General features: G+C 40.0%; 23 protein-coding genes and 1 pseudogene. 17 read left to right on the top strand and 7 right to left on the bottom strand.

Going from position 1 to position 21054, the window contains the following annotated elements; genetic code table 11:
• From Q1V93_RS06180 to Q1V93_RS06165, 4 genes and pseudogenes are all read right to left on the bottom strand, one after another.
• Positions 1-235, bottom strand: a pseudogene (locus Q1V93_RS06180) (hypothetical protein); the annotation flags it as partial.
• Between the two features lie 62 nt (positions 236-297).
• A complete protein-coding gene (locus tag Q1V93_RS06175) occupies positions 298-969 on the bottom strand; it encodes a BON domain-containing protein (RefSeq protein ID WP_300662851.1) in 672 nt (223 codons plus the stop codon).
• 115 nt (positions 970-1084) lie between these two features.
• Positions 1085-2143, bottom strand: coding sequence for a response regulator (locus Q1V93_RS06170; protein ID WP_300662849.1), 1059 nt, complete (start codon positions 2141-2143; stop codon positions 1085-1087).
• 9 nt (positions 2144-2152) lie between these two features.
• The gene (locus Q1V93_RS06165; RefSeq protein ID WP_300662847.1) at positions 2153-3334 is read right to left on the bottom strand and encodes a PAS domain-containing sensor histidine kinase; all 1182 of its coding nucleotides are present in this window, start codon (positions 3332-3334) and stop codon (positions 2153-2155) included.
• Between the two features lie 435 nt (positions 3335-3769).
• On the opposite strand from Q1V93_RS06165, the gene Q1V93_RS06160 reads away from it, so the two are divergent.
• The 12 genes from Q1V93_RS06160 (at position 3770) to Q1V93_RS06105 (ending at position 14751) form a co-directional block, all read left to right on the top strand.
• Positions 3770-4195: a DoxX family membrane protein gene (locus tag Q1V93_RS06160; RefSeq protein WP_300662846.1), complete on the top strand. Its 426-nt coding sequence runs from the start codon at positions 3770-3772 to the stop codon at positions 4193-4195.
• Between the two features lie 12 nt (positions 4196-4207).
• A complete protein-coding gene (locus Q1V93_RS06155) occupies positions 4208-5029 on the top strand; it encodes a universal stress protein (protein ID WP_300662845.1) in 822 nt (273 codons plus the stop codon).
• A gap of 16 nt (positions 5030-5045) precedes the next feature.
• Positions 5046-5438 carry a hypothetical protein gene (locus tag Q1V93_RS06150; RefSeq protein WP_300662844.1) on the top strand — a complete coding sequence of 131 codons (393 nt, stop codon included), beginning with the start codon at positions 5046-5048 and terminating at the stop codon, positions 5436-5438.
• A 48-nt stretch (positions 5439-5486) separates the two neighbouring features.
• Positions 5487-5924: an Hsp20/alpha crystallin family protein gene (locus Q1V93_RS06145; RefSeq protein ID WP_300662843.1), complete on the top strand. Its 438-nt coding sequence runs from the start codon at positions 5487-5489 to the stop codon at positions 5922-5924.
• A gap of 50 nt (positions 5925-5974) precedes the next feature.
• Positions 5975-6706, top strand: coding sequence for a sulfite exporter TauE/SafE family protein (locus Q1V93_RS06140; protein ID WP_300662841.1), 732 nt, complete (start codon positions 5975-5977; stop codon positions 6704-6706).
• Between the two features lie 93 nt (positions 6707-6799).
• Complete coding sequence (locus Q1V93_RS06135) at positions 6800-7597, top strand: hypothetical protein (RefSeq protein ID WP_300662839.1); 798 nt, start codon at positions 6800-6802, stop codon at positions 7595-7597.
• Entirely contained in the window at positions 7594-8448 is an 855-nt protein-coding gene (locus Q1V93_RS06130; RefSeq protein WP_300662837.1) for a restriction endonuclease, read from the top strand. Before Q1V93_RS06135 ends, Q1V93_RS06130 begins: the two co-directional genes overlap by 4 nt.
• 28 nt (positions 8449-8476) lie before the next feature.
• Positions 8477-9886 (top strand): MBL fold metallo-hydrolase, encoded by a 1410-nt coding sequence (locus Q1V93_RS06125; protein ID WP_300662836.1) that lies wholly within the window; start codon positions 8477-8479, stop codon positions 9884-9886.
• A 146-nt stretch (positions 9887-10032) separates the two neighbouring features.
• Entirely contained in the window at positions 10033-10962 is a 930-nt protein-coding gene (locus Q1V93_RS06120; RefSeq protein WP_300662835.1) for a DnaJ C-terminal domain-containing protein, read from the top strand.
• A 1-nt stretch (position 10963) separates the two neighbouring features.
• Complete coding sequence (locus Q1V93_RS06115) at positions 10964-11245, top strand: chaperone modulator CbpM (RefSeq protein ID WP_300662833.1); 282 nt, start codon at positions 10964-10966, stop codon at positions 11243-11245.
• Positions 11246-11279: 34 nt separating this feature from the next.
• Entirely contained in the window at positions 11280-11585 is a 306-nt protein-coding gene (locus Q1V93_RS06110) for an LETM1 domain-containing protein (RefSeq protein ID WP_300662831.1), read from the top strand.
• Between the two features lie 199 nt (positions 11586-11784).
• A complete protein-coding gene (locus Q1V93_RS06105) occupies positions 11785-14751 on the top strand; it encodes a gliding motility-associated C-terminal domain-containing protein (protein ID WP_300662829.1) in 2967 nt (988 codons plus the stop codon).
• Positions 14752-14783: 32 nt separating this feature from the next.
• On the opposite strand, the gene Q1V93_RS06100 is transcribed toward Q1V93_RS06105, so the two are convergent.
• Positions 14784-16817 (bottom strand): YCF48-related protein, encoded by a 2034-nt coding sequence (locus Q1V93_RS06100; RefSeq protein WP_300662827.1) that lies wholly within the window; start codon positions 16815-16817, stop codon positions 14784-14786.
• A gap of 175 nt (positions 16818-16992) precedes the next feature.
• Between Q1V93_RS06100 and Q1V93_RS06095 the strand changes: the two genes are divergently transcribed.
• The 5 genes from Q1V93_RS06095 (at position 16993) to Q1V93_RS06075 (ending at position 19656) form a co-directional block, all read left to right on the top strand.
• Entirely contained in the window at positions 16993-17574 is a 582-nt protein-coding gene (locus Q1V93_RS06095; RefSeq protein WP_300662825.1) for a methylated-DNA--[protein]-cysteine S-methyltransferase, read from the top strand.
• 23 nt (positions 17575-17597) lie between these two features.
• On the top strand, positions 17598-18242 hold the full coding sequence (locus Q1V93_RS06090; RefSeq protein ID WP_300662823.1) for a DNA-3-methyladenine glycosylase 2 family protein: 645 nt from the start codon (positions 17598-17600) through the stop codon (positions 18240-18242).
• 153 nt (positions 18243-18395) lie between these two features.
• Entirely contained in the window at positions 18396-18758 is a 363-nt protein-coding gene (locus tag Q1V93_RS06085; protein WP_300662821.1) for a VOC family protein, read from the top strand.
• A 9-nt stretch (positions 18759-18767) separates the two neighbouring features.
• Positions 18768-19208 carry an EVE domain-containing protein gene (locus tag Q1V93_RS06080; protein WP_300662819.1) on the top strand — a complete coding sequence of 147 codons (441 nt, stop codon included), beginning with the start codon at positions 18768-18770 and terminating at the stop codon, positions 19206-19208.
• Positions 19201-19656: a MarR family transcriptional regulator gene (locus tag Q1V93_RS06075; protein ID WP_300662817.1), complete on the top strand. Its 456-nt coding sequence runs from the start codon at positions 19201-19203 to the stop codon at positions 19654-19656. The genes Q1V93_RS06080 and Q1V93_RS06075 overlap by 8 nt, the downstream gene beginning before the upstream one ends.
• 161 nt (positions 19657-19817) lie before the next feature.
• On the opposite strand, the gene Q1V93_RS06070 is transcribed toward Q1V93_RS06075, so the two are convergent.
• Both Q1V93_RS06070 and Q1V93_RS06065 read right to left on the bottom strand, forming a co-directional pair.
• Positions 19818-20009 (bottom strand): cold shock domain-containing protein, encoded by a 192-nt coding sequence (locus Q1V93_RS06070; protein ID WP_300662815.1) that lies wholly within the window; start codon positions 20007-20009, stop codon positions 19818-19820.
• 572 nt (positions 20010-20581) lie between these two features.
• Positions 20582-21054 (bottom strand): S41 family peptidase (locus Q1V93_RS06065; RefSeq protein WP_300662813.1); only part of this gene is annotated, 473 nt, incomplete at its 5' end.

Below are 21054 nucleotides of genomic sequence, written 5' to 3'. Positions count from 1 at the left end.
GACCGAATAAAAGCACCTGATCATATCCGGAAATCTTATTGGCAATTTCTTTAAAATAAGCTGTCTGCTCATGTTGTTCTTTATGATGCATATGCTTTTCACCTCTTTTCAAAGCTTCTTCCTCTGAGGCTTGTGAGAATTCGGATTGAATGATTTGATTCTTATTATGATCCGGATCTAGCAAATTTGCAGATGAATAATCCATCCAAATCCCTACGTTTCTATTTGATTTCATTTTTCTGAATATTTAATTTAACCAAGAAAGGTGGAAAACTCATTTTTCCACCTTCAATTATTTTAATCAACCAGGGCGTATTCGTAATCAACCTCCAATTCATTCTCAACATGCCAGATACCCGGAGTTTTCCATGCAATGCGACTTGCTTCTTCTTTTTGATACAAAGAAGCTACCGTACCCGTAAGTTTAACTGTTCTTCCCTGAACATGTACTCTTATATGATCAGCATTAATTGCCCAACTGCGATGAAGTGCCGATTCAATTGCCTTTTGTTCGATCTCATCGTTGATTTCAGATTTGATTTTTAAATGATTGAATACTCCACATACACCTCTAATATGTTCAATTGCACGTTTAGCAGCTTCCCGTTGAAAATTCCAATGCACTTCACCCTCCAGTGTAACCCAGCCGTTCTCAACTTTTACCTGCACCTTTTCATTCGGGACAAGAAAATCTGTTTTTAAGATCAAAATAATATCTTCGGCAATATCAGTATCATCTTTCTTTTGAGAATTGGAAAACTTCACTTCCATCTCTTCTACAATTGCTTTTACACCTGAAACACTTTTTGCAGCTTTCTCTGCCTGTAGTTTTTTAGCATAATTATCTACTGTGCCTGTCAGAGTAACAATTCCATCTTTAACAATAACTCCGATTTCTGCGGCTCTCAATAATGGTTCCCATTTAATGGCATCCTGGACATCTTTTTGTAACTGTTCATTTGTTTTCATGATGACTTCATTTAAGATTACATGACAAAGAAACGCTAAGGGAGCTTCAAACAAAATGATCTCAATCACAGCACATTATGATACTACTCAGAATTTGAATGAATCGATATCAGGATCAGTTTTTCATACAAACTAATTTATCGTAATCCAGGATCGTGATGGTGCTTCCTGAAATATCGATATACTTATCATCTTTAAAATCACTCAAAGTACGGATCACTGTTTCTTTGGCAGTACCAACCAAATTGGCCAGGTCTTCCCGCGAAACATTCATACTGAATTGCTTATCGGTTTCGTTTTTATAGGTATCTGATAACTTCACCAATGCTTCGGCTACTCGCTTTCTCACGGAATTATAAGCCAAACGTATTAATTGCTGCTCGTTCTCAAGCAGATTATTTGAAAGCAATTCAATGAATTTTCGAGCAACTTCCGTGTTTCTGTATATAAGAGAAAAGAAATCATCTTTGGGAATCATATAAATCTCAGTATCTTCCAAGGCAGTAGCAGAGTGTATATATTGCTCCTCTTTCAGCAAAGACAGAAAACCGAAAAAATCACCCGTTTTATGTAAGGCGCTGATGAGTTCTTTACCCTGATCGTTTTTCTGATAAATCTTTACTTTTCCTTTATGAATAAAATAAACTCCTCTGGGATATGTCCCTTCATGAAAAACAGCATCCTTCTTTTTGAAATACCTGATATCGCGTGATTCAGACAACTGCTTCAGCGATTCAAAACTTTTGGCTTCATTCAAAAAATGATGAACTCCATCTATATTCTTTTCAAATTGTTTCTTTAAAAGGTCATTTTTATTCAGCCGGGTTTCAATGGCACTAAGTAATTCCTGGTCATTGAAAGGTTTTGTCAGGTAATCGTCTGCTCCCATGGACATTCCTTTACGCATATCCCCGCGATCAGCCTTAGCCGTCAGAAAAATGAAAGGAATACCTGCTGTAGATTCATTTTTGGACAGCAAATGCAGCACGCCATATCCATCAAGAACAGGCATCATGATATCACAAATAATCAAATCAGGAAGTTCCTTGAGAGCAAGCTGCACTCCTTCTTTTCCGTTTTCAGCGGTTAATACTTTATACTGTGCCAAATCCAGAATTTCAGCCGTATTTTCACGAATGTCCGGATTGTCTTCGATGAGTAATATCTTTTTCATAAAGCTTGTTTAACGTGGAATGAATAATGTAACAATGGTTCCTTTATTCTGAATGCTTTCAATGGTGACTTTCCCACTCATAAGCTCTGCATATCGTGCAACAATATTCAGTCCTAACCCGGTTCCCTGAATATTCGCCGCATTCCCTCCCCGGAAAAACCGTTCAAAAAGATGTTGCTGATCCTGCTCACTGATTCCGATACCCTTATCTTTTATCAAAATCGAAATAGCGTGCTCACTGACTTGAGTATTTAATTCTATTACACCTTCTTCGGGAGAAAATTTAATTGCGTTTGAAATTAAATTAAACAGGATATTCCGCAGTAACTTGGGATCCTGAAACACCTGCTCTTCTCCCGAATACTGCTGAGTAATCACCTGTTTTTCAGACAACATCCCTTGCATTTCGGAACTGATATCCAACAGGAATTGCTTGAGATTTAATTCTTCCGGTACATTTTCGACTTTGCCCTCTTCCAGTTTGGAAACGGAAAGGAAATCATTGAGAATATCTGTCAGGTTGACAATGGATTTTTCGATTTTACGGATATGCTTTGCATGATTATCCGGATCATTCCGTTCATTATATTTGACAACCAATGAAAGGGATGACATCATGGTCGTAAGCGGAGTTCGAAACTCATGCGAAGCCATCGACACAAACCTCGATTTCATTTCATTCAACTCTTTCTCTTTAGCCAAAGAAGTATCCAACTCTTTTTTGGTCCTTTCCAGTTCTTTGATTGCTTCTTCCAGAACAAGAGTCCTGTTTTTGACCTGTTTCTCCAGGTCTTCCGAATAGCTTTTCAACTTAAGTTCAGATTCTTTTCGTAACGTTATGTCCAGTATAAAAGCAATAACAAAATTTCCTTCGTCGTTACTATACGGACTTAGACTGATCTCAACCGGAAATTCAGAGCCATCTTTTTTCAGACCGAACAACTCCATACCCAATCCCATTGATCTGGCATGCGGATGATGTCCGTAATTCGTTCTGTTATTCTCATGCTTATGTGTGAATCTGGAAGGTATCAACGATTCTATTTTTAAACCTGTTAATTCTCCTGATCGATAACCGAAAAGCTTTTCAGCACTGGGATTGATACGCGTGATTTTTCCTTCCGCATTCGTGACCAAAATTCCTTCAGTAGCATGCAAAAACAACGCATCAATTCCTTCTTTACTTTCCATTTTTCTCAGTTCATATTCCATAACGAATATACACTTTTTGACCCGAGATCAAAAGTAAAAGACGACCTGGGCAAACCAGATGATTTTTGTCATCTTTTGTGCTGAAACTGATCATTCTTTTATGTTGTATCCTATACTAAATATAGGTGATGTACTCATCTTTCACACGGTACGGATGGGTATCAGTATCAGCGTGAGCTCAGTCGAACGTTAGGCAGCACAAATTTCGAATAGTCAAAGCAGGGATTACACCAAAGAATCCATCAATTGACAGATGAAGACAAACATAAATCTGTGTGACTAAAAAAATTACCTAACCCCAGGACAAGTCATTCTTTTACCTGAAAAACTTACTGACACACATCATGTTAAATAATGACAGCCCTCATTTCCATCTGTTTTAACACCCCCTACTTTTGTCTTAAAACAATAGTCATGGAAATTATCGAACAATACCATTACGTTTCAGCAGTAACAATTGCACGTATATTTCTGGGGATTCTTTTTCTCTTTCAAGGCTATGATGCGGTGGTCAAAATCGGAATGAAAAATGTAATTGATGCTTACCAGAAACGATTCGCTGTGAAAGGCATACCACGATCCCTGACTTCAATTGCAGCACTATTCACTTCTTACACAGAATTAATTTGTGGCGCACTACTGATCTTCGGGTTATTTGAATTCATAATTCTGTATCTCCTCGGATTAAACCTCATCATTGCAGGAATTGGCTTTGGAATAAATGAACCGCTTTGGGATACACGTCACGTATTCCCAAGATTGGTATTGCTCCTGCTTCTTTTAATGACTCCTCCCGAATGGCATAGTTTCTCACTAGATCATATATTCTTTAAATCATAAAACTCTGAAATCATGAAAAAAATACTCGTACCAACAGATTTTTCAAAGCTATCTGACAATGCCCTGGACTATGCAGTGCAACTGGCTAAAAAAACCGAGACGGAACTCGTCTTACTACATGCTTATCCCATACCTGTGTTTGTAGAAAATTCGATTCTTACAACCACAGAACAATACCTGAAAAAAGAAGCTCTGGATAACCTGGAAAAGCTAAAAAAGTCTATTGAAAAATCCAATTCTGATTTAAAAATAAGTTACACCACCATTGGGGGAAACCCGGTAGACGTCATTTCCTCCTATGCTAAAAAGCAATATGTAGATCTCATTGTAATAGGAGCTCAGGGAACCGGTTACCTGCAGGAAAAAATATTGGGGAGTACGGCGTCAACACTGATTCGGAAAACAACAATACCCATCATGATTATTGACAAACAAGTGAGATTCAGAGTGCCTAAAAAAATAGTACTGGCAGTTGACTTTACTGAAACCGATGATTCCCTTGTTCTGAAACCTCTTAAAGAGCTTGCTTCAACATTCAAATCGCATATTTGTATCCTGAATGTATTCACTGAAGCACAAATTATCCCAACATTTGGAGAAATTGCTGAAAGTTTCCGGATAGAAAAGTCATTGAAACAAACATACCATACTTTTTTTGAAGTGGAACATCCGGACATTGTCAATGGGATTAATGATTTTGTCAAGAAACATGACATTGATCTGGTGACGATGATATCCCGGAAACATTCTCTGATAGGGCGCTTGTTCCGGGAACCGTTGACAAAAGCCATGAGCTTCCACAATCTCACTCCTTTATTAATTCTCCATGAATAAACCAACTTCATATCTAATGAAAGTAATTATTAACGACCAGCAAAGTATTTCGCAGATACGTGATTCATTTAACCAGGTTTTCCCTTTTCTGAAGTTGGAATTTTTTTCAAAAAGACACGAATCCGGGCAGGCTACGTCTCTCCAGTTTTTAATTCGTAAGGATGTACTTCTCAAAGATTGCCGCACGATCCATAATTCCGGTGAAATTGTTATTTCTCCTGATATGAAAGTCAATGAACTGGAACAGCTTTTATGGAACAAATATGGATTGGGCCTGCAAGTATTCCGAAAATCCGGAAAGGTTTGGCTGGAAACAGTTTTAACGGATACGTGGACATTAGCGGAACAAAATCAAGAAGGGGAATTCCTGAGTAAAGGAATTGAGCCGGATAAACCTGAATATTATTAGAAGCAATACCGAATGAACTACCTGTATGTTTAACCTTAAAAATAAGTTATGAAACCAGTAAAAACATCTAAAAACGAAGAATTAGCCGTACCGGACTGGTCCGGTTTCTTTACGGATCGTTTTTTTTCGAACCAATGGCCGTTTCATGGAGCAGATTTGTTTCCGGCTGTGAACATCAAAGAAAGTGATGAAGCTTTTCACGCCGAATTGGCAGTTCCAGGTTTTTCTAAAAAAGACTTTAAGATCGATGTCGAAGGGGCTTATCTTACCATTAGTGCCGATAAAGAACGTGAAACAACTAAATCGAATGAACGGTACACAAAGAAGGAATTCGAAAGAAAATCTTTCTCACGTACATTCAACCTGCCTCAAAACGTGGAAGAAGACAAAATCGAAGCTGTTTACCAGGAGGGTATTCTTCAACTGACTATCCCCAAAAAGAAAAAAAGTAAACCAACTCTTAAGAAAAAGATCCAGGTTTCCTGAATTCATAACTGTCCGGTAGAACCCGGGCAGTTTTCAACTAAAAAAGCCGTATGCAATTCTTACCCTTGTTTATTATTCTCGCGCTTATTGCTGAAATCCTGGGTACAGTCGGCGGTTTCGGATCATCCATGTTTTTTGTTCCGATAGCCGGTTATTTTTTCGATTTTCATTCCGTTCTGGGTATTACCGCACTTTTTCATTTATCCAGCAATGTTTCAAAAATTGCACTTTTCAGAAAGGGTTTTGATAAAAAGCTGGTTCTAACGATTGGGATTCCGGCAATTCTTTTCGTGATTGCAGGTGCTTTCTTAAGTCGCTTTGTAAACGGATCACTGCTTCAGATCATTCTATCCATTTTTCTTATCGTTCTGAGCTTGCTGCTCATGGTGTATAAAAACCTACAGCTGAAACCAACAACTACCAACTCCATTGCGGGCGGAGCATTATCCGGCCTAACTACTGGTCTTCTAGGAACCGGCGGAGCTATTCGGGGTTTGACATTGGCAGCTTTCAATCTCGACAAAGAACGTTTCATCGCCACCTCTGCCATTATTGATCTGGGTATTGATTTGAGCAGAAGTATCGTCTACTTTTCCAATGGATACATGCACAAACACGATTACTACCTGATACCGATCTTATTGGTAGTTGGCATTACCGGAACATTCATCGGTAAAAAACTATTGACCCGGTTTTCGGAAATCCAATTCAAATATGCTGTACTCATCCTGGTAGTTGTTACCGGAACAATGACTCTGATAAATAGCCTTAAACATATCTGAATACTGATGGAAATCATATCGTGAAGAGATACTGGTCATTCGATTTGAACAGGTAGTATCATAGTTTTGTTTTACAACACTAAAACGACTGTTATGAAACAACTTCGGATCATCCGGAAACTTTCTCTGATTATTTCAGCGCTAATCTGTCTGACGAGTTGGCAAGGTTTCATTTCACCGGGAATTTATGCGAAAGAAACAGAACTGTGGGCAGCCCAGGCAACCGGACAGGATCTGATCAACCTCTGTGTCATTCCATTTTATCTGCTCTGCGGTTTACTTATTAACCTGAAGAAAAATTATTTTGGTTTAATCTGGGCCGGAATCAGCTGTTACTTTATTTATACGTTCCTCATCTACTGTTTTGATATACAGTTCAACCGGATGTTTTTGTTTTATGTGCTCATCCTTGGATTAACAACCTATTCCCTTTTCTTTTTCCTTTATTCTTACAAAAAGAAATTTCATGCTTCGAAAGTACATTCCTTCCTGTATCTGGTAACCGGGGGGTATTTTATTTTCATTTCGGTATTGTTTTTAGGAGCATGGCTTTCCGTTATTTTACCTGCAAATTTATTAAATACAACTCCCGGCGATTTAGAACAACTTCCAACCAACCCGGTTCATGTACTTGATCTGTCTTTTGTGTTACCCGGAATTTTCATAGGTGGAATTCTATTGATCAAAAAGAAAAAAACCGGCTATTTTCTCGCTCCTGTGATCCTGACTTTTTCATTACTGATGCAGTTGACTATTGGTATACTTATGTTATTTTTAGGTCAGTATGGCCGGAACAATCCCGTCGAACTCATCTGGTTCATTTTTATCCTGGCTTTTATTAGCCTGATCCTTCTTGTATATCATCTCCGAAACAATCGTGCCGACTTATGAATAATGAATTTACAGTTACAAAAGCATCTGGGGAAAAAAGCCCGTTTTCAGAAGAGAAAGTTCGCAAATCCCTGCTCAGATCCGGAGCAGACAATGAACAAATTGACTTCATCCTGGAGGAAATCAGGAACCAGTTTTACGATGGTATGACAACCCGGAACATTTATAAAATTGCATTTGCCCTGCTCAAATCAGGCTCACGGCATCAGGCGGCCAGGTATCATTTGAAGTATGCGATCATGGAACTCGGTCCTTCCGGCTTTCCTTTTGAAAAGTACATTGCAGAATTATTCAAAAAAGAAGGGTACAAAACGCAGACAGGTCAGATTTTTCAGGGAAAATGTGTTACACATGAAATAGATGTCGTTGCCGAAAAAGACAGGAATCAACTGCTGATAGAATGCAAATACCATAATCAGTCAGGCATATCCTGTAATGTGAAAATCCCTTTATACATTCATGCCAGATTTAACGATATAGAAGCACATCTGCTCCAAAAAGGAAGCCACGGCGCAAAACAACGGAAAGGCTGGATTGTTACAAACACCCGTTTCACTTCAGATGCCATACAATACGCAGGTTGCTCAGGTTTAAAGCTTTTAGGATGGGATCATCCGTTTGGAAATGGTTTAAAGGACCAGATCGATCACCACCGGCTTTATCCGATTACTTGCCTGACATCACTTACAGCAGCTGAAAAACAAAAATTACTGGGGTTCGAAGTGGTATTATGCAGTGAACTATTAAAAAAAGCCGAATTACTCAAATCCATCGGAATAAAATCAACCCGGGCCGCAACTGTCCTGAATGAAGTAAACAACCTTTGCAATCACACCATTACCAATCAATAACGAAGATTCATTGAATAAACTATTAAACATGGAAACGAACTTAACAATACACTTTTTGGGAGCGGCTTCAACCGTTACCGGGTCTAAATACCTGATAGAATTATCCGGAAAAAAAATACTGATCGACTGCGGATTATTCCAGGGTTTAAAAGCATTACGTCTGCTCAATTGGGAATCTTTGCCATTTGATGTTTCGACACTCGATGCAGTCATTCTAACACACGGACACCTGGATCATGTCGGATATCTTCCGTTATTGGTAAAACAGGGTTTCAAAGGTAAAATCCATGCTACCGGACCTACTATTGAAATCACAAAACTAATCCTGTTGGATAGTGCCAAAATACAGGAAGAAGATGCTGAAAATGCGAATCGCTTCGGATACAGTAAACATCATCCTGCCAAACCACTTTATACCACTAAAGAAGCAGAATCTGTTTTCGGTCTGTTTCAATTAGAGACAATCGACAATTGGATCAGATTTTCCGATTTTTTTTCGGTTCGTTTTCGTTACAACGGACACATTGTCGGTGCCACATTTATTGAACTCAGAGCAGCTGATAAACTCCTGGTATTTTCAGGAGATATCGGCAGACAAGAAGACCCCTTATTATTTCCACCTCAGAAACCTGAAAAGGCAGATGTTTTAGTGATCGAATCCACTTACGGCGGACGACTGCACCCCCGCAATCCTGAAATTCATCTCGCAGAAGCGATCAATCAGGCAGCGACTAAAAAGGGGACGATCCTCATTCCCGTTTTTGCTGTCGAACGAGCTCAATTACTGATGTTTTACATCTGGAAACTGAAGAGTGAGCATCTAATTCCTGATTTACCCGTTTACATGGACAGCCCAATGGGACAAAACGTTTTGCAAATTTTCAACAAACATCACTCCTGGCATAAATTATCTCCTTCGGAGTCAAAACAAATCCTGAAGGAAATCAAAGCAATCAGCAAGCAAGAAGAGACCATAAAACTTGCCGAAAGCAATCAGCCAAAAATCATACTCGCAGCTTCAGGAATGGCAACAGGCGGAAGAGTTCTGACTTATTTCGAGCATTACCTGGGCCAAAAAACAGCAACTATTCTGATGGTTGGCTATCAGGGCGAGGGCACGCGCGGACGCGCATTGCTCGATGGTGCGAAGGAAGTAAAAATGCGTGGAAAATCCTGGACCGTACATGCAACTTGCACCCTGGTGGAAGGATTATCGGCACATGCCGATCAAAACGAACTGGTGAACTGGTTGAGTGAATTGGAAGAAAGCCCGGAAAAACTGTTTATTACTCATGGTGAGCAAGAAAGTTCTGCTGCCTTAAAGAAGAAATTAAAGGATGTTTATGGATATGACAGCATTATTCCCGAATTAAATGCGTCATATTGTATTCCTGTTAACATTCCTGAGGATGAAAAAGCAGTTAATCATGAAAGGTGAATGTTCATTCCGATCATAAGAATTACACTGTTTGTTACTTCTTGTTTCCTCTCAGTGAATCCATAATTGAAAAGAACATACCATAAAAACAGTTTTAAACTGTAAATTTAAGATGACAAGAGCTCAGTAATAACGGATCTACGCGTATGGATTATATCGATTATTATCACATTTTAGGGGTTGATAAGCATGCAACTGCCGATGACATCAAAAAGGCTTACCGGAAATTAGCACGTAAACACCATCCGGATTTAAATCCGAACAATCCGGAAGCGGGAAAACTATTTCAGCAGATCAACGAAGCAAATGAAGTATTGGGTGATCCTGAAAACAGGAAGAAATACGATCAGTACGGAAAAGACTGGAAACATGCCGATCAATTTGAACAAACCCGTAAACAACGGACAGCATCCGGTGCACATGGTCCAGAAAATCCGTTTGGAGGCTCCGGCAATCCATTTGGCAATGATGAATACTATTCCAGTGGCGATGACGGCGACTACTCTGATTTCTTTGCTTCCATGTTTGGAAATCGCGGAAGCAGCAGACAGGTGAAGTTTAAAGGACAGGATTTTCGCGCATCTGTGCAGCTTAGCTTAACGGAAGCCTATAAAACACAACAGCAAACATTTACGGTTAATGGAAAAAGCATCCGGATAACCGTACCTGCCGGGATTGAAAATGGTCAGGAAATAAAACTTACGGGATATGGAGCTCCGGGCGCAAATGGCGGACCAAACGGCGACTTATATATCACCTTTGAAATCAAAAATAACACGGCGTTTACCCGTAAGGGCAACGATCTTTATACTACCGTACCATTGGATCTCTATAAATCCGTATTGGGTGGAGAAGAAATTATTGATACATTAAACGGAAAAGTTAAAATGGCAATAACTCCCGAAACTCAAAATGGCAGCAAAGTGCGATTAAAAGGAAAAGGGTTTCCGGTGTATAAAAAAGAGGGTGAGTTCGGAGATCTTTATGTGACCTATCAGATACAAATCCCAACGGGTTTGACGGCAAAAGAAAAAGAATTATTCGGGCAGCTTTCCCGGGAACGTAAAACAAATTAACATGGAAAAGACAAACAGTATATCCATCGAACAGTGTTGTATGTACTACAACATTGAAACTTCATTCGTGCAACAATTGAATGAATATGGTTTAATTGAGTTGAGCCGTTCCGATGAAACAATGTATATTGCGTTTGAACAGCTATCCGATCTCGAAAAATACATGCACATGCATTTCGAACTGGAAATCAACATGGAGGGATTGGAAACCATTAAACATTTATTGGACAGGGTTCATCACCTTCAGAAAGAAATAAACAGGTTAAAAGGGGAATCCGAATAGGTTCCGAAGTATACACATATGAATAACGAATAAAATGAATGTAGAAGTTTACTTAGAGGAGCATGCACACCATTTTTTGTTGGGTGTTAAAACCGAATATAACGGAGATAAAGAGGCAGCCGGTATCATTCAAAAATATATCCGGGAAGGAAAAATCAGTGATGAGGAAGAACATGTTTTGAAAACCCAATTAGCTGATTCACTAAAAATAGTTGGTATCGGTGTTCCTTTCGCACTCATTCCGGGTGCTTCTATCCTGATGCCGATACTGATAAAAGTGGCTGATAAACACCACATACAGTTGATGCCTTCAGCGTTTATTGATCCGGAGAATCAATAAAATCGACCCTTTAATAGTTCATCGCACAAATCTATCGGTTCTTTTTAGTACCAAAATGGTTTGTTAATCCACGCTAACTCCTGCTTCACTCAAAAGTCCGGGTATTTTTAAGAAGGCAACTCATCTGTTTCTTAAACGTTATATGGAAAAATGCTTCCTTTTAAAAGACTTACTTTAGTCAAATGATAAATCAACTTCCATGAAATTCTGCCTGTTACTGCTTTCACTTTCATTTATACTCTCCTTAAAAGCACAGGATCCGGAAAAAAGTACCATCATCGGTAGTCCAACAACTTACGAGTTGGGCGGAAATCTTGTTGCTGATAATACAGGAAACACCTATCTGGGTGGTAAAATGGGCAACAAGGCACTTATTGTAAAACAAGATCCGCTGCACCAAACTATTTGGTCAAAAACGATCACGTTTGTTCCGATGGCGAGCAACTCCGTATATCTTGGATTCCTGGATCTCCTGGGAGACACATTATTCGGTTGTGGAGATATTGAAGGAGCAATCGGGGGCGGAACACTTGGAACTTTTTATTTCAAAATGAATGCTCAGACCGGTTCGATTTACTGGTGTAAGTATGAATTTAGCTCAGAAGGTTATCTCTCTTCGATGCGTTACGCCAATGGAAAATACTTTCTGGTAGGCGGATCACTAATTTCCGGAATGATCCACGGAAATGTACAGGCCGTATCCTCTCAAACAGGAGATATCATTTGGCAAAGTCCCTTATTGCAATTCACCTACCCTATTGCGGGAGCTAATAACCGGACACTTTTTACAAGTGCAACGGAAATGCGCAATGGAAAGATGTTTATTACCGGAACGCATAGAACCAATTCTCAGACGGCTTATCCGGAAATGCCTGTTTTAGTTGGAATCAACGAATTTGGAACGGTCTTTTTGGAGCGACGTATACCTCTTCCGTTTCTTCCGAATGCTGTCACAAGTTTCCAGGGAGGCAGGATTGAATACGATATGAATGATAACATCATACTGGCTTCTTTTAACAATGGACCGATGAGTACACAGAATGACCCCAATGTGGTACTGACAAAACTGGACCTCCTCGGAAATGTTTTATTTTCCAAAGAATATGAAATTGCAGGTGATGGACAGATTCATGTACACGGTCTGAATGAGACCACCGATAGTTATGTGCTATGCGGACAAATAAACAGCAGTTTCAACGGGTTATACGTGCTCAAACTGAATAAAAACGGAGTGGCCCAAAAATGTGTCGGGATTCAGAAACCAAACATCTATTACGGTGGTGCTTCATCAAATAATGCTTATGGGAATAGTGATTTCAGAAACAATACACATTATTTTGTAGCTTCTGAAATATTTCTCCCTGGAAATGACTGCAATGCGAGTGAGATTATTCTCAACGAAGATCTCACTACCATCGAAGATTGTTCCGAATTGAGTGAATTACCTGTCATCGTAACGAACCTGGCAACTCAGCCGGAGCCTTTGCAGCTAACGAACATTCCGGTTGGGATTAATTATTTCGACGGTATTATCCTGGAAGATCTGGATTTGTATACTCCCTGCGACAGTCTTTCACTGGACCTGGTACAAATTTCCAATTGTCAATCTTCCTTTATTGCAAATGTAAGCGGTTTTCAAGCTCCGACCTTTTATTGGTCTGACGGGAGTATTTCTTCTTCCAATACATTTTCTACCACTAGTTTGGACACCCTCATCGTACGTGTTTTAGATATCAGATGCTGCGAGTTGACTGACACGATTGTTCCGGTTTCACTGGCTTCGAATATGGCTATGAGTCTGGGAAATGATACGACACTTTGTATTCAACAGGGAACAGGCTTCACAGTAACTCCTGTTGTTACAAATCCACTTGGAACTGTGAGCTATCTCTGGAACAACAATTCAACCGGGTCATCGCTCTCCGTTACAAGTTCCGGGATCTATTGGTTGGAAGTTTCGGACGATTGTAAAACAATCCGGGATTCCATACAAATCACCCTGCATTTGTTTCCTGAAATTACGGGTATCCGTGATACCGCTGTTTGTGAGGATTTGTTCCCTCTTTATCTGAATGCAGGAGTAACTCCGGGAACTTCGGTCGTATGGGATAACGGGCTTACAACAACTGACAGAACTATCGGAGCACCGGGAACTTATACCCTTCAGGCAACAAATCTATGTGGCACAACGGATACGTCGATTGTTGTGACACAAATCAATTTACCCGATGTTTCCCTCATTGCAGCAATAGACAGTTGTTTACATACTGGTGAAAGCATTCCCTTAATTCCACTTTTCACGGATGTGACTTCCGTCGTCTGGTCAAATGGAACCACGGGCAATCAACTTTTTGTTTCACAAAGCGGAATATACACTGTTTATGGTTCGAATGTCTGCGGAGTTGATTCTGCTTCCTGTACCGTAATCGTTCGTGAATTTCCGGAATTGCATTTGCCGGCCATATTGGATACCTGTTTCGAAATCGGAGTAGGATTTCTCTATACAGCACAGGGAAATTCAGGAACTTACTCCTGGAATTCAGGTTCACAAACAGCTACTGAACTAATCACACAGGAAGGATTATACATTTGTACGCTAACAAATCAATGCGGAACCACCAGCGACTCTATGACGGTGACCAAAATGGCCGATATTGAATTATACTTTCCAAACGATTCAATCCAGGTCTGTGCCCAACAGATTTCAATGAATCTCCTCCAAATTGAAACAAATTACACCGTTGAATTATTTTATCCCTGGACGCATCAGCCAGTCGGATCAAGTCTGAATAAATCAGGATGGTACGATATTCGGGCGTTTAATGCCTGTTATGAACTATGGGATTCGATTTATATTGATCTGGGAAATGATCAAGCCATTTTTATACCGAATTCATTCACTCCAAATGGTGACGGAATCAATGATCACCTGGAGTTCACCGAAATGAATGTCACCGTGAGCAGTCTCCGGATTTTCAATCGTTGGGGCGAAGAAATATTTCAATTAACTGAAAATAGTAGCCAGCAGGAAAGCACAAAAAAATTCTGGGATGGTCATTATCAAGGGAAACCAAGTCCGGAAGGTATTTATTCGGTTCAAATTATTTATACCAACTGCTTTGGTATACCTGCTCAATTCAACGGGCATGTGAACCTGATAAAATAGTCCGGAGTACAATCCGGATTATTCGGATATGCTTACAATTTAAAGAACTTACCTGTTGACGTACCTGACTCAGTGATTGCAGAAACGATGTACATTCCGGAATGTAATTCGACAATGGAAATTTCCTGGTTGCCCGTTACTTCTTTGACTAACCTTCCGTTACAATCCAGAATTTCGATCTTTTTTACCGGTAAATCCGTATGAATAGAAATAAAAGTAGATGAAGGATTGGGGAAAATTTGAAGCTGAAAACGGTCTTGAATGGTTTCGATTGAAAGTTCTCCATTCATCTCACCTGAAGTGAGTATTGCCCCGCGTTCGCCGACTATCCAGCCATGTGTGGGATCGGTGAACTGTAAATCGTATAAAAACCGGATTTCAGGAGCACAATCCAGAGGAAGCCAGGTTGCTCCACCATCGGTTGTTTGATAAATCGAAGGAGTAAATCCGGTTGCCCAGCCTGTCTGAGTATCTAAAAAATGAACTGCATTCAGGTTAAATAGTTCACCACCGAAGTTCACCGGTTGTGGTTCCCAATGTATTCCGCCGTCCGTGGTATTCAAAATGATTGAATTGTCCCCTACTGCCCATCCGGTGGTTTGATTGACAAAATACACATCTTCCAACGAACCATTTGCAGCACTTGAAATGGAATTCCAGGTAATTCCTCCGTCAACAGAGTGTAAAATAAGTCCTTGTTCGCCGACAATCCATCCATTCAGTACATCAACAAAGAAAACCGCATTCAGTGTAACGGATGTATTGGATGTTTGAATGCTCCAGCTTTGTCCTCCATTTACAGTATTCAGAATAACCCCATTGGAGCCCACCGTCCAAGCTGTCAGCGCGTTCACAAATTGAATATCCCTTAAGTATTCATTGGAACCTGTGTGTTGCAGCTGCCAGCTTGTTCCGCCATCAGTTGTGAACAAAACAGAATCAGGCATATTACCAACAATCCAGGCGTTGGTGCTGTTTAATGCAAATACATCATTCAAATCGGAGTTTGTGCCGGCAACTTGTATTTCCCAATGTTGACCACTATTCGTTGTTCGCAACACTGTTCCGCCGGCTCCAACGGAGTATCCGTTTACATCATCAGAAAAACTAACGGAATACAAATCAGCTTCAGAGACCGGATTTAGTTCATTCGTAAACGAATTGGCTCCGTCAGTTGTTTGTAATAGCTGATTTCCAATAATGAAAGCCTTATTCGGGTCAAATCCAAATACCTTGTTACCAACTACTGTTTTTTTCGTCCAGGATGCTCCGCCATCGGTTGTAATGATCACGCATTCATAAATCGGGCTAATGGCCCAACCCAAACTGGAATCTAAAAACTGGCAGTCCGATGTGAAAATCAAAGTCGTGCCTACTACCGATCTACTCGACTGATTGATTGTCCAATTTGTGCCTGCATTCGTTGTATGAATTAAACCGCTTACGCCCGACATCCAAACTTCGTTTGAATCAATGATACAGATATCCAGGATGTTTTCAGAAACACCACTTGCTTGTGTAACCCAATTGACTCCGCCGTCCGTGGTGTATTTCACTCCGCCAAAAGGAGCAATCTGCCACCCTTTTCGCTCATTGGCAAAAGCAAAAGTGGTTGAAATAGATGTATTTTTCAATTCCCATGTGTTACCACCATTTGTTGTTAACAGCAATCCGCCTTCGCAGCCAACGAACCAAACCGTGGAAGAAACCATGTTCATGCTCGCAATATGGTTGTAATTCAAGACCGGAAAAAACGACCAGGTATTACCTCCGTTAACCGTATGATACAACTTTCCTTCACCAAGGATCCAGCCCTCGTTCACATTCAAAAAATGCACTTCAGAAATGTTTTCACAGATTCCTGCATTCAACTTGCTCCAGGTTCCGCCTCCATCTTCTGTTTTTAAGAGTGTTCCGACATCCCCGACTACCCAGCCAACTGATGGAGAAACAAATTGAATGTCATTGAATCGTTCACCGGTTAAATGGGGGTTTTGCCACGAAAGTTGAGCGGTTATTTGAAAAACACTGAACAGAAGAGCAGTTACAAGGAGGAGTTTTTTCATAAGTACCCGAAAGATATCGAAAGAACCTTGCGTAACCTAATCATAGGGATCAGCATTTAGTAAAGTGTAAAGATTGGAATGTGAATAACGCTTGTAAATAGCAATTGATTCAGAGGGGTGAAATATCCGGAAGTAAACAGGATTCATTCTCACTTACTTTTTCTAATTTCATAGAGTGAATGATTCATGTGGACAAGGCATTACACTGATCCCGGAAAAACAGAAAATCAAAAGCGGTACGATGGAATATTATTTCAAAGACATGGATTCTCCGGTTGGTAGAATACGACTCATTGCAAGCGAAAAAGGGCTTTCAGCACTCCTTTGGGAAAAGGACGATCCCAAACGAATCAAGATTCCGGCTTATTCGGAAAAAGCAGATCATCCTGTTTTGATCGAAACGGAAAAACAACTGAACGAATATTTCGCCGGCAAACGGGAATCCTTCTCTCTTCCACTGCATTTTATCGGAACCGAATTTCAACAAAAAGTCTGGGAAGCACTTTTATCTATTCCATTCGGGGAAACAAGAACTTACGGACAAATAGCCAAACAGCTCAATAATCCGCAATCACAGCAAGCTGTTGGCAATGCAAACCACAAGAATCCGATAGCAATTATTGCTCCTTGCCACCGTGTTATCGGTGCATCAGGAAAATTAGTCGGGTTTGCAGGAGGTCTAAAAAACAAGGAGATTCTTTTGAAAATTGAAGGTTACGGTGGAAACCAAATGAGCCTTTGGGATGATGAACTATAAGTCGTTAAATACCTCTCATTCAAATGATACAGACATTTTCCGAAAACAACTTTGAAGAAATTTGTGATGCTTTAAGCGAAAAAGACCAGCATCTCAAAAGTGTTATTGACGTGTACGGATATCCACCGATGTGGACACGGGAAAACTCTTTCAAAACACTCGTGCACATTATCCTGGAACAACAGGTTTCTTTAGCTTCAGCGTTGTCTGCACTCAACAAATTTGAGGAAAGATTGGGTGAAATTACTCCCGAAAATGCGCTTCTTCTAACAGATGAGGAATACAAACAATGTCAGTTTAGCCGGCAGAAAACAAGTTACACACGTTTTTTGGCCCAGGCACTCATTGAAAAACGAATCGTTTTGGAGGAGTTGGAAAAATTGCCGAATGAACAGGTTCGTGAACTCCTCGTTACATTAAAAGGAATCGGCAACTGGACGGTAGATGTGTATTTGATGTTTGCACTTCGCCGCACTGATTTATTTCCAATCGGTGATCTGGCAGCTGTAAACGCCTATAAACATCTAAAAGAATTCCCGAAAGAATACACCAAAGAATCCATTCTGGAAGATGCTGAGCAATGGAAACCCAACAGAACAATCGCCACAATGATACTGTGGCATTTTTACTTATCAAACAGGAAGAAAACACCTTCTTCTCTCTTATAAAACTCATTACTTGTTCCGGTTACCGGGATTATTCCCATAAGGAAAAGCAATCAAAACTATCTGATAAAGCATATTTAACACAAGGAAATAAAAAAAATTAGCATATTGTTGTCGCGATTACTATATTTGCAACAACAATAAATAGAAGATGCTATGAGAAAATTAGATTTTGCTTCTCTCCAGGTAAGAGATTTAAACGCTTCAAAAGATTTTTACACCAATCAATTGGGTTTTGAAGTATCTGAAATGTCAAATCCGTATGCGTACGTTTTTAAATTCAACAAGGGCGAGGCGAGTTTTGCCATTCGAACTCCCATGAGTGATCTCGAAGGAAAAGAATTGGGACTTGGCGTTTCTCTTTGGTTTGCAATTGACGAAAAAATAGAAGATTTACAGAACAGGCTTACTGAAATGAATGTAACGCTTCTGGGACCAATCGCTGATACACCTTTCGGTAAAGCACTTTCCACAAAAGATCCTGACGGTTATACGATTACATTTTTGCAAACGAATTAATCACCGGTTATGAATACCAGAGAAACGAAATACTGGATAATCGTTGCTTCAAAAGATCACGTAAAATCGGGTGTAGCGGGCGGATTTGCCCAGGCTTGTCATGGAAAAGCAGCTCCGTTGAAACGAATGCGCAAAGGTGATTTTATCATCTATTATTCAGGGAAACAAACCATGGGAAAGACTGAAATTTGTCAGCAGTTTACCGCTATCGGAAAAGTAACCGACGATGAAACAGCTCAGATACAAGTCTCGGAAGATTTTTGTCCGTCGAGACGAAACATTGAATTTCTGCCGGGCAAGGATGTTTCTATTTTGCCTTTCATTGACGAATTGGAGTTCATTCAAAACAAAAAAAGTTGGGGTTATCCGTTTCGTTTTGGTTTCTTTGAAATCAAACAACACGATTTCAACCTGATTTCATCACAAATGCTTCAAAAGGAATATGTCTGAAAAAATTGAATTTCATTTTAAAAGTCCGGATGACAGTCCGGGTTACCTGCTCGGGCAACTCATGATTCTCTGGCAGCGGAAACAAAAACGGGTGTTGGATCCACTGGATTTGACTCAAACTCAATTTGTGCTGCTGGCGGCTTTAGCATGGCTTTCACGGGAAAGTGATGCCGTAACACAAATTGATATTGCCAATCAGGGAAATGCCGATAGAATGATGGTGTCCAAAGTGTTAAGAACACTGGAAGACAAAAAGTTCATCACCCGTCACGAACATCCCACAGATACCCGGGCGAAAACCATCCGGTTTACAAAGGAAGGTGAAACAGTATTTCGGAAAGCACTGATCAGCATCGAAAATGCAGATGTGGAATTTTTCGCAGAACTGGGCTCCGATCTCCCCTTTTTCAATTCCAGCATTGTAAAATTGATTGCAGCAAATAAATAATTAGCAAAACCCGGAACCTTGTCAGGAATATCAATGGCTCGTCCGGGAATTCAGGTGATTTCTCAAAAAGCACACCGAATGCTTACACCGGTATTTCCATTTATAACAAAAAAAGGAGGTTGTCTAAAATTAGACAACCTCCTTCGAAAGATTAGATCATACTAGTTTACCAATGAAACATTCACGGCATTTAGTCCGTTTCTTCCATTTTCGGTATCGTAAGTAACACTGTCATTTTCTTTGATGTCCTGGTTTAAACCTGTAGCATGTACAAATATATCCTGTTCGTTTTCTCCTTTAATAAATCCGAAGCCTTTTGCATCGTTGAAGAATTTTACTGTTCCTTTATTCATATTCGTTGTTTTTTTGTCCCTTTTAATCCGGGACTGTAACTAGATTGAATTCTTAGCCGTATGTACCTCGCACGGATCTTTTACGGAAAACGTTGAATTAATTGGATTGTAAAAATGATTTTACAGTCTGATTGAGATAACAATCTTCTATTGAATTAGGTGAAAGGTACAACTAAATTCCTTGGTTTCAACTATTTATTTTATGTCTTGTACGAAAATTTAGAGAACGGCATCAGAAATCCTTCACCCTCTTCGCTTCCAGGTTTCACCGGGACTGCGTTTCAACGATTATCCAGAGTCATTTGTCTAATCATCGAAGAGAAACAAAAACCAGGAAACTTCTGTGCTGTTTTATTGGTAAAAATACGCATAGACATCCCGCAGTGGCGGGACAAGTTGTATCTATTAGCCCAGCAGCAGCAAGGGATTTGTACATTTTTTTGTTTCAACTAAATCCTGCTCTTTGCGTTTAAGTATGAATTTGATTGAACAAATGCTAAGACGCAAAACCTTACATCGCTTTATCCCGAAGAAATCACCATCCTTTTTTTTCATAAAATCCACCGAACCGTTTAACGGATATTGGAGAAACTTTCTCCATTAATTATTTCGAGCGCTTTCTTTTCAGCATCCTCTGATTTCACCTCAATATCCGGAGATACGCCCACTTTGTCTAAACGAACGCCGTCATGAGTATAAAAATCCGCTATGGGAAGCATCAGCATGTATTTCCCCGATACCACAAATGGAGATGCAGCCAGCATACCACCATATGTTTTTTCACCGATAATGATCGCTTTCTTACTGCTTTTCAGCGCATAAACAATCGGTTCGCAAGTACTGGCTGTGTAGCCATTGGTCAAAATGTAAATCTTTCCGGTGAATACCGGATTGGTTGGCTTTTTAAAAATGAGTTTGACTCCGGGTGATATTTTTAACTCATTCCCGAATTCGCTGGTACTTTTGGGCTGAAGCTCAGGTAGCACAGTGAATAATTCGGGCTGAAAACCGGAGTATGCTAATTTATTCGTCGGGAAATAACCAA

This window comes from Fluviicola sp. (assembly GCF_030151805.1).
Classification (GTDB): Bacteria; Bacteroidota; Bacteroidia; order Flavobacteriales_D; family Crocinitomicaceae; genus Fluviicola.
The sequence above is the reverse complement of the archived record's forward strand: the minus strand, read 5'-3'. Positions and strand labels throughout refer to the sequence as shown.

What these genes read in the sequence shown, in the direction of transcription:
- Q1V93_RS06175 (WP_300662851.1), bottom strand. Translation starts at nt 969, where the DNA reads ATGAAAACAAATGAACAGTTACAAAAAGATGTCCAGGATGCCATTAAA.
- Q1V93_RS06170 (WP_300662849.1), bottom strand. Translation starts at nt 2,143, where the DNA reads ATGAAAAAGATATTACTCATCGAAGACAATCCGGACATTCGTGAAAAT.
- Q1V93_RS06165 (WP_300662847.1), bottom strand. Translation starts at nt 3,334, where the DNA reads ATGGAAAGTAAAGAAGGAATTGATGCGTTGTTTTTGCATGCTACTGAA.
- Q1V93_RS06160 (WP_300662846.1), top strand. Translation starts at nt 3,770, where the DNA reads ATGGAAATTATCGAACAATACCATTACGTTTCAGCAGTAACAATTGCA.
- Q1V93_RS06155 (WP_300662845.1), top strand. Translation starts at nt 4,208, where the DNA reads ATGAAAAAAATACTCGTACCAACAGATTTTTCAAAGCTATCTGACAAT.
- Q1V93_RS06150 (WP_300662844.1), top strand. Translation starts at nt 5,046, where the DNA reads ATGAAAGTAATTATTAACGACCAGCAAAGTATTTCGCAGATACGTGAT.
- Q1V93_RS06145 (WP_300662843.1), top strand. Translation starts at nt 5,487, where the DNA reads ATGAAACCAGTAAAAACATCTAAAAACGAAGAATTAGCCGTACCGGAC.
- Q1V93_RS06140 (WP_300662841.1), top strand. Translation starts at nt 5,975, where the DNA reads ATGCAATTCTTACCCTTGTTTATTATTCTCGCGCTTATTGCTGAAATC.
- Q1V93_RS06135 (WP_300662839.1), top strand. Translation starts at nt 6,800, where the DNA reads ATGAAACAACTTCGGATCATCCGGAAACTTTCTCTGATTATTTCAGCG.
- Q1V93_RS06130 (WP_300662837.1), top strand. Translation starts at nt 7,594, where the DNA reads ATGAATAATGAATTTACAGTTACAAAAGCATCTGGGGAAAAAAGCCCG.
- Q1V93_RS06125 (WP_300662836.1), top strand. Translation starts at nt 8,477, where the DNA reads ATGGAAACGAACTTAACAATACACTTTTTGGGAGCGGCTTCAACCGTT.
- Q1V93_RS06120 (WP_300662835.1), top strand. Translation starts at nt 10,033, where the DNA reads ATGGATTATATCGATTATTATCACATTTTAGGGGTTGATAAGCATGCA.
- Q1V93_RS06115 (WP_300662833.1), top strand. Translation starts at nt 10,964, where the DNA reads ATGGAAAAGACAAACAGTATATCCATCGAACAGTGTTGTATGTACTAC.
- Q1V93_RS06110 (WP_300662831.1), top strand. Translation starts at nt 11,280, where the DNA reads ATGAATGTAGAAGTTTACTTAGAGGAGCATGCACACCATTTTTTGTTG.
- Q1V93_RS06105 (WP_300662829.1), top strand. Translation starts at nt 11,785, where the DNA reads ATGAAATTCTGCCTGTTACTGCTTTCACTTTCATTTATACTCTCCTTA.
- Q1V93_RS06100 (WP_300662827.1), bottom strand. Translation starts at nt 16,817, where the DNA reads ATGAAAAAACTCCTCCTTGTAACTGCTCTTCTGTTCAGTGTTTTTCAA.
- Q1V93_RS06090 (WP_300662823.1), top strand. Translation starts at nt 17,598, where the DNA reads ATGATACAGACATTTTCCGAAAACAACTTTGAAGAAATTTGTGATGCT.
- Q1V93_RS06085 (WP_300662821.1), top strand. Translation starts at nt 18,396, where the DNA reads ATGAGAAAATTAGATTTTGCTTCTCTCCAGGTAAGAGATTTAAACGCT.
- Q1V93_RS06080 (WP_300662819.1), top strand. Translation starts at nt 18,768, where the DNA reads ATGAATACCAGAGAAACGAAATACTGGATAATCGTTGCTTCAAAAGAT.
- Q1V93_RS06075 (WP_300662817.1), top strand. Translation starts at nt 19,201, where the DNA reads ATGTCTGAAAAAATTGAATTTCATTTTAAAAGTCCGGATGACAGTCCG.
- Q1V93_RS06070 (WP_300662815.1), bottom strand. Translation starts at nt 20,009, where the DNA reads ATGAATAAAGGAACAGTAAAATTCTTCAACGATGCAAAAGGCTTCGGA.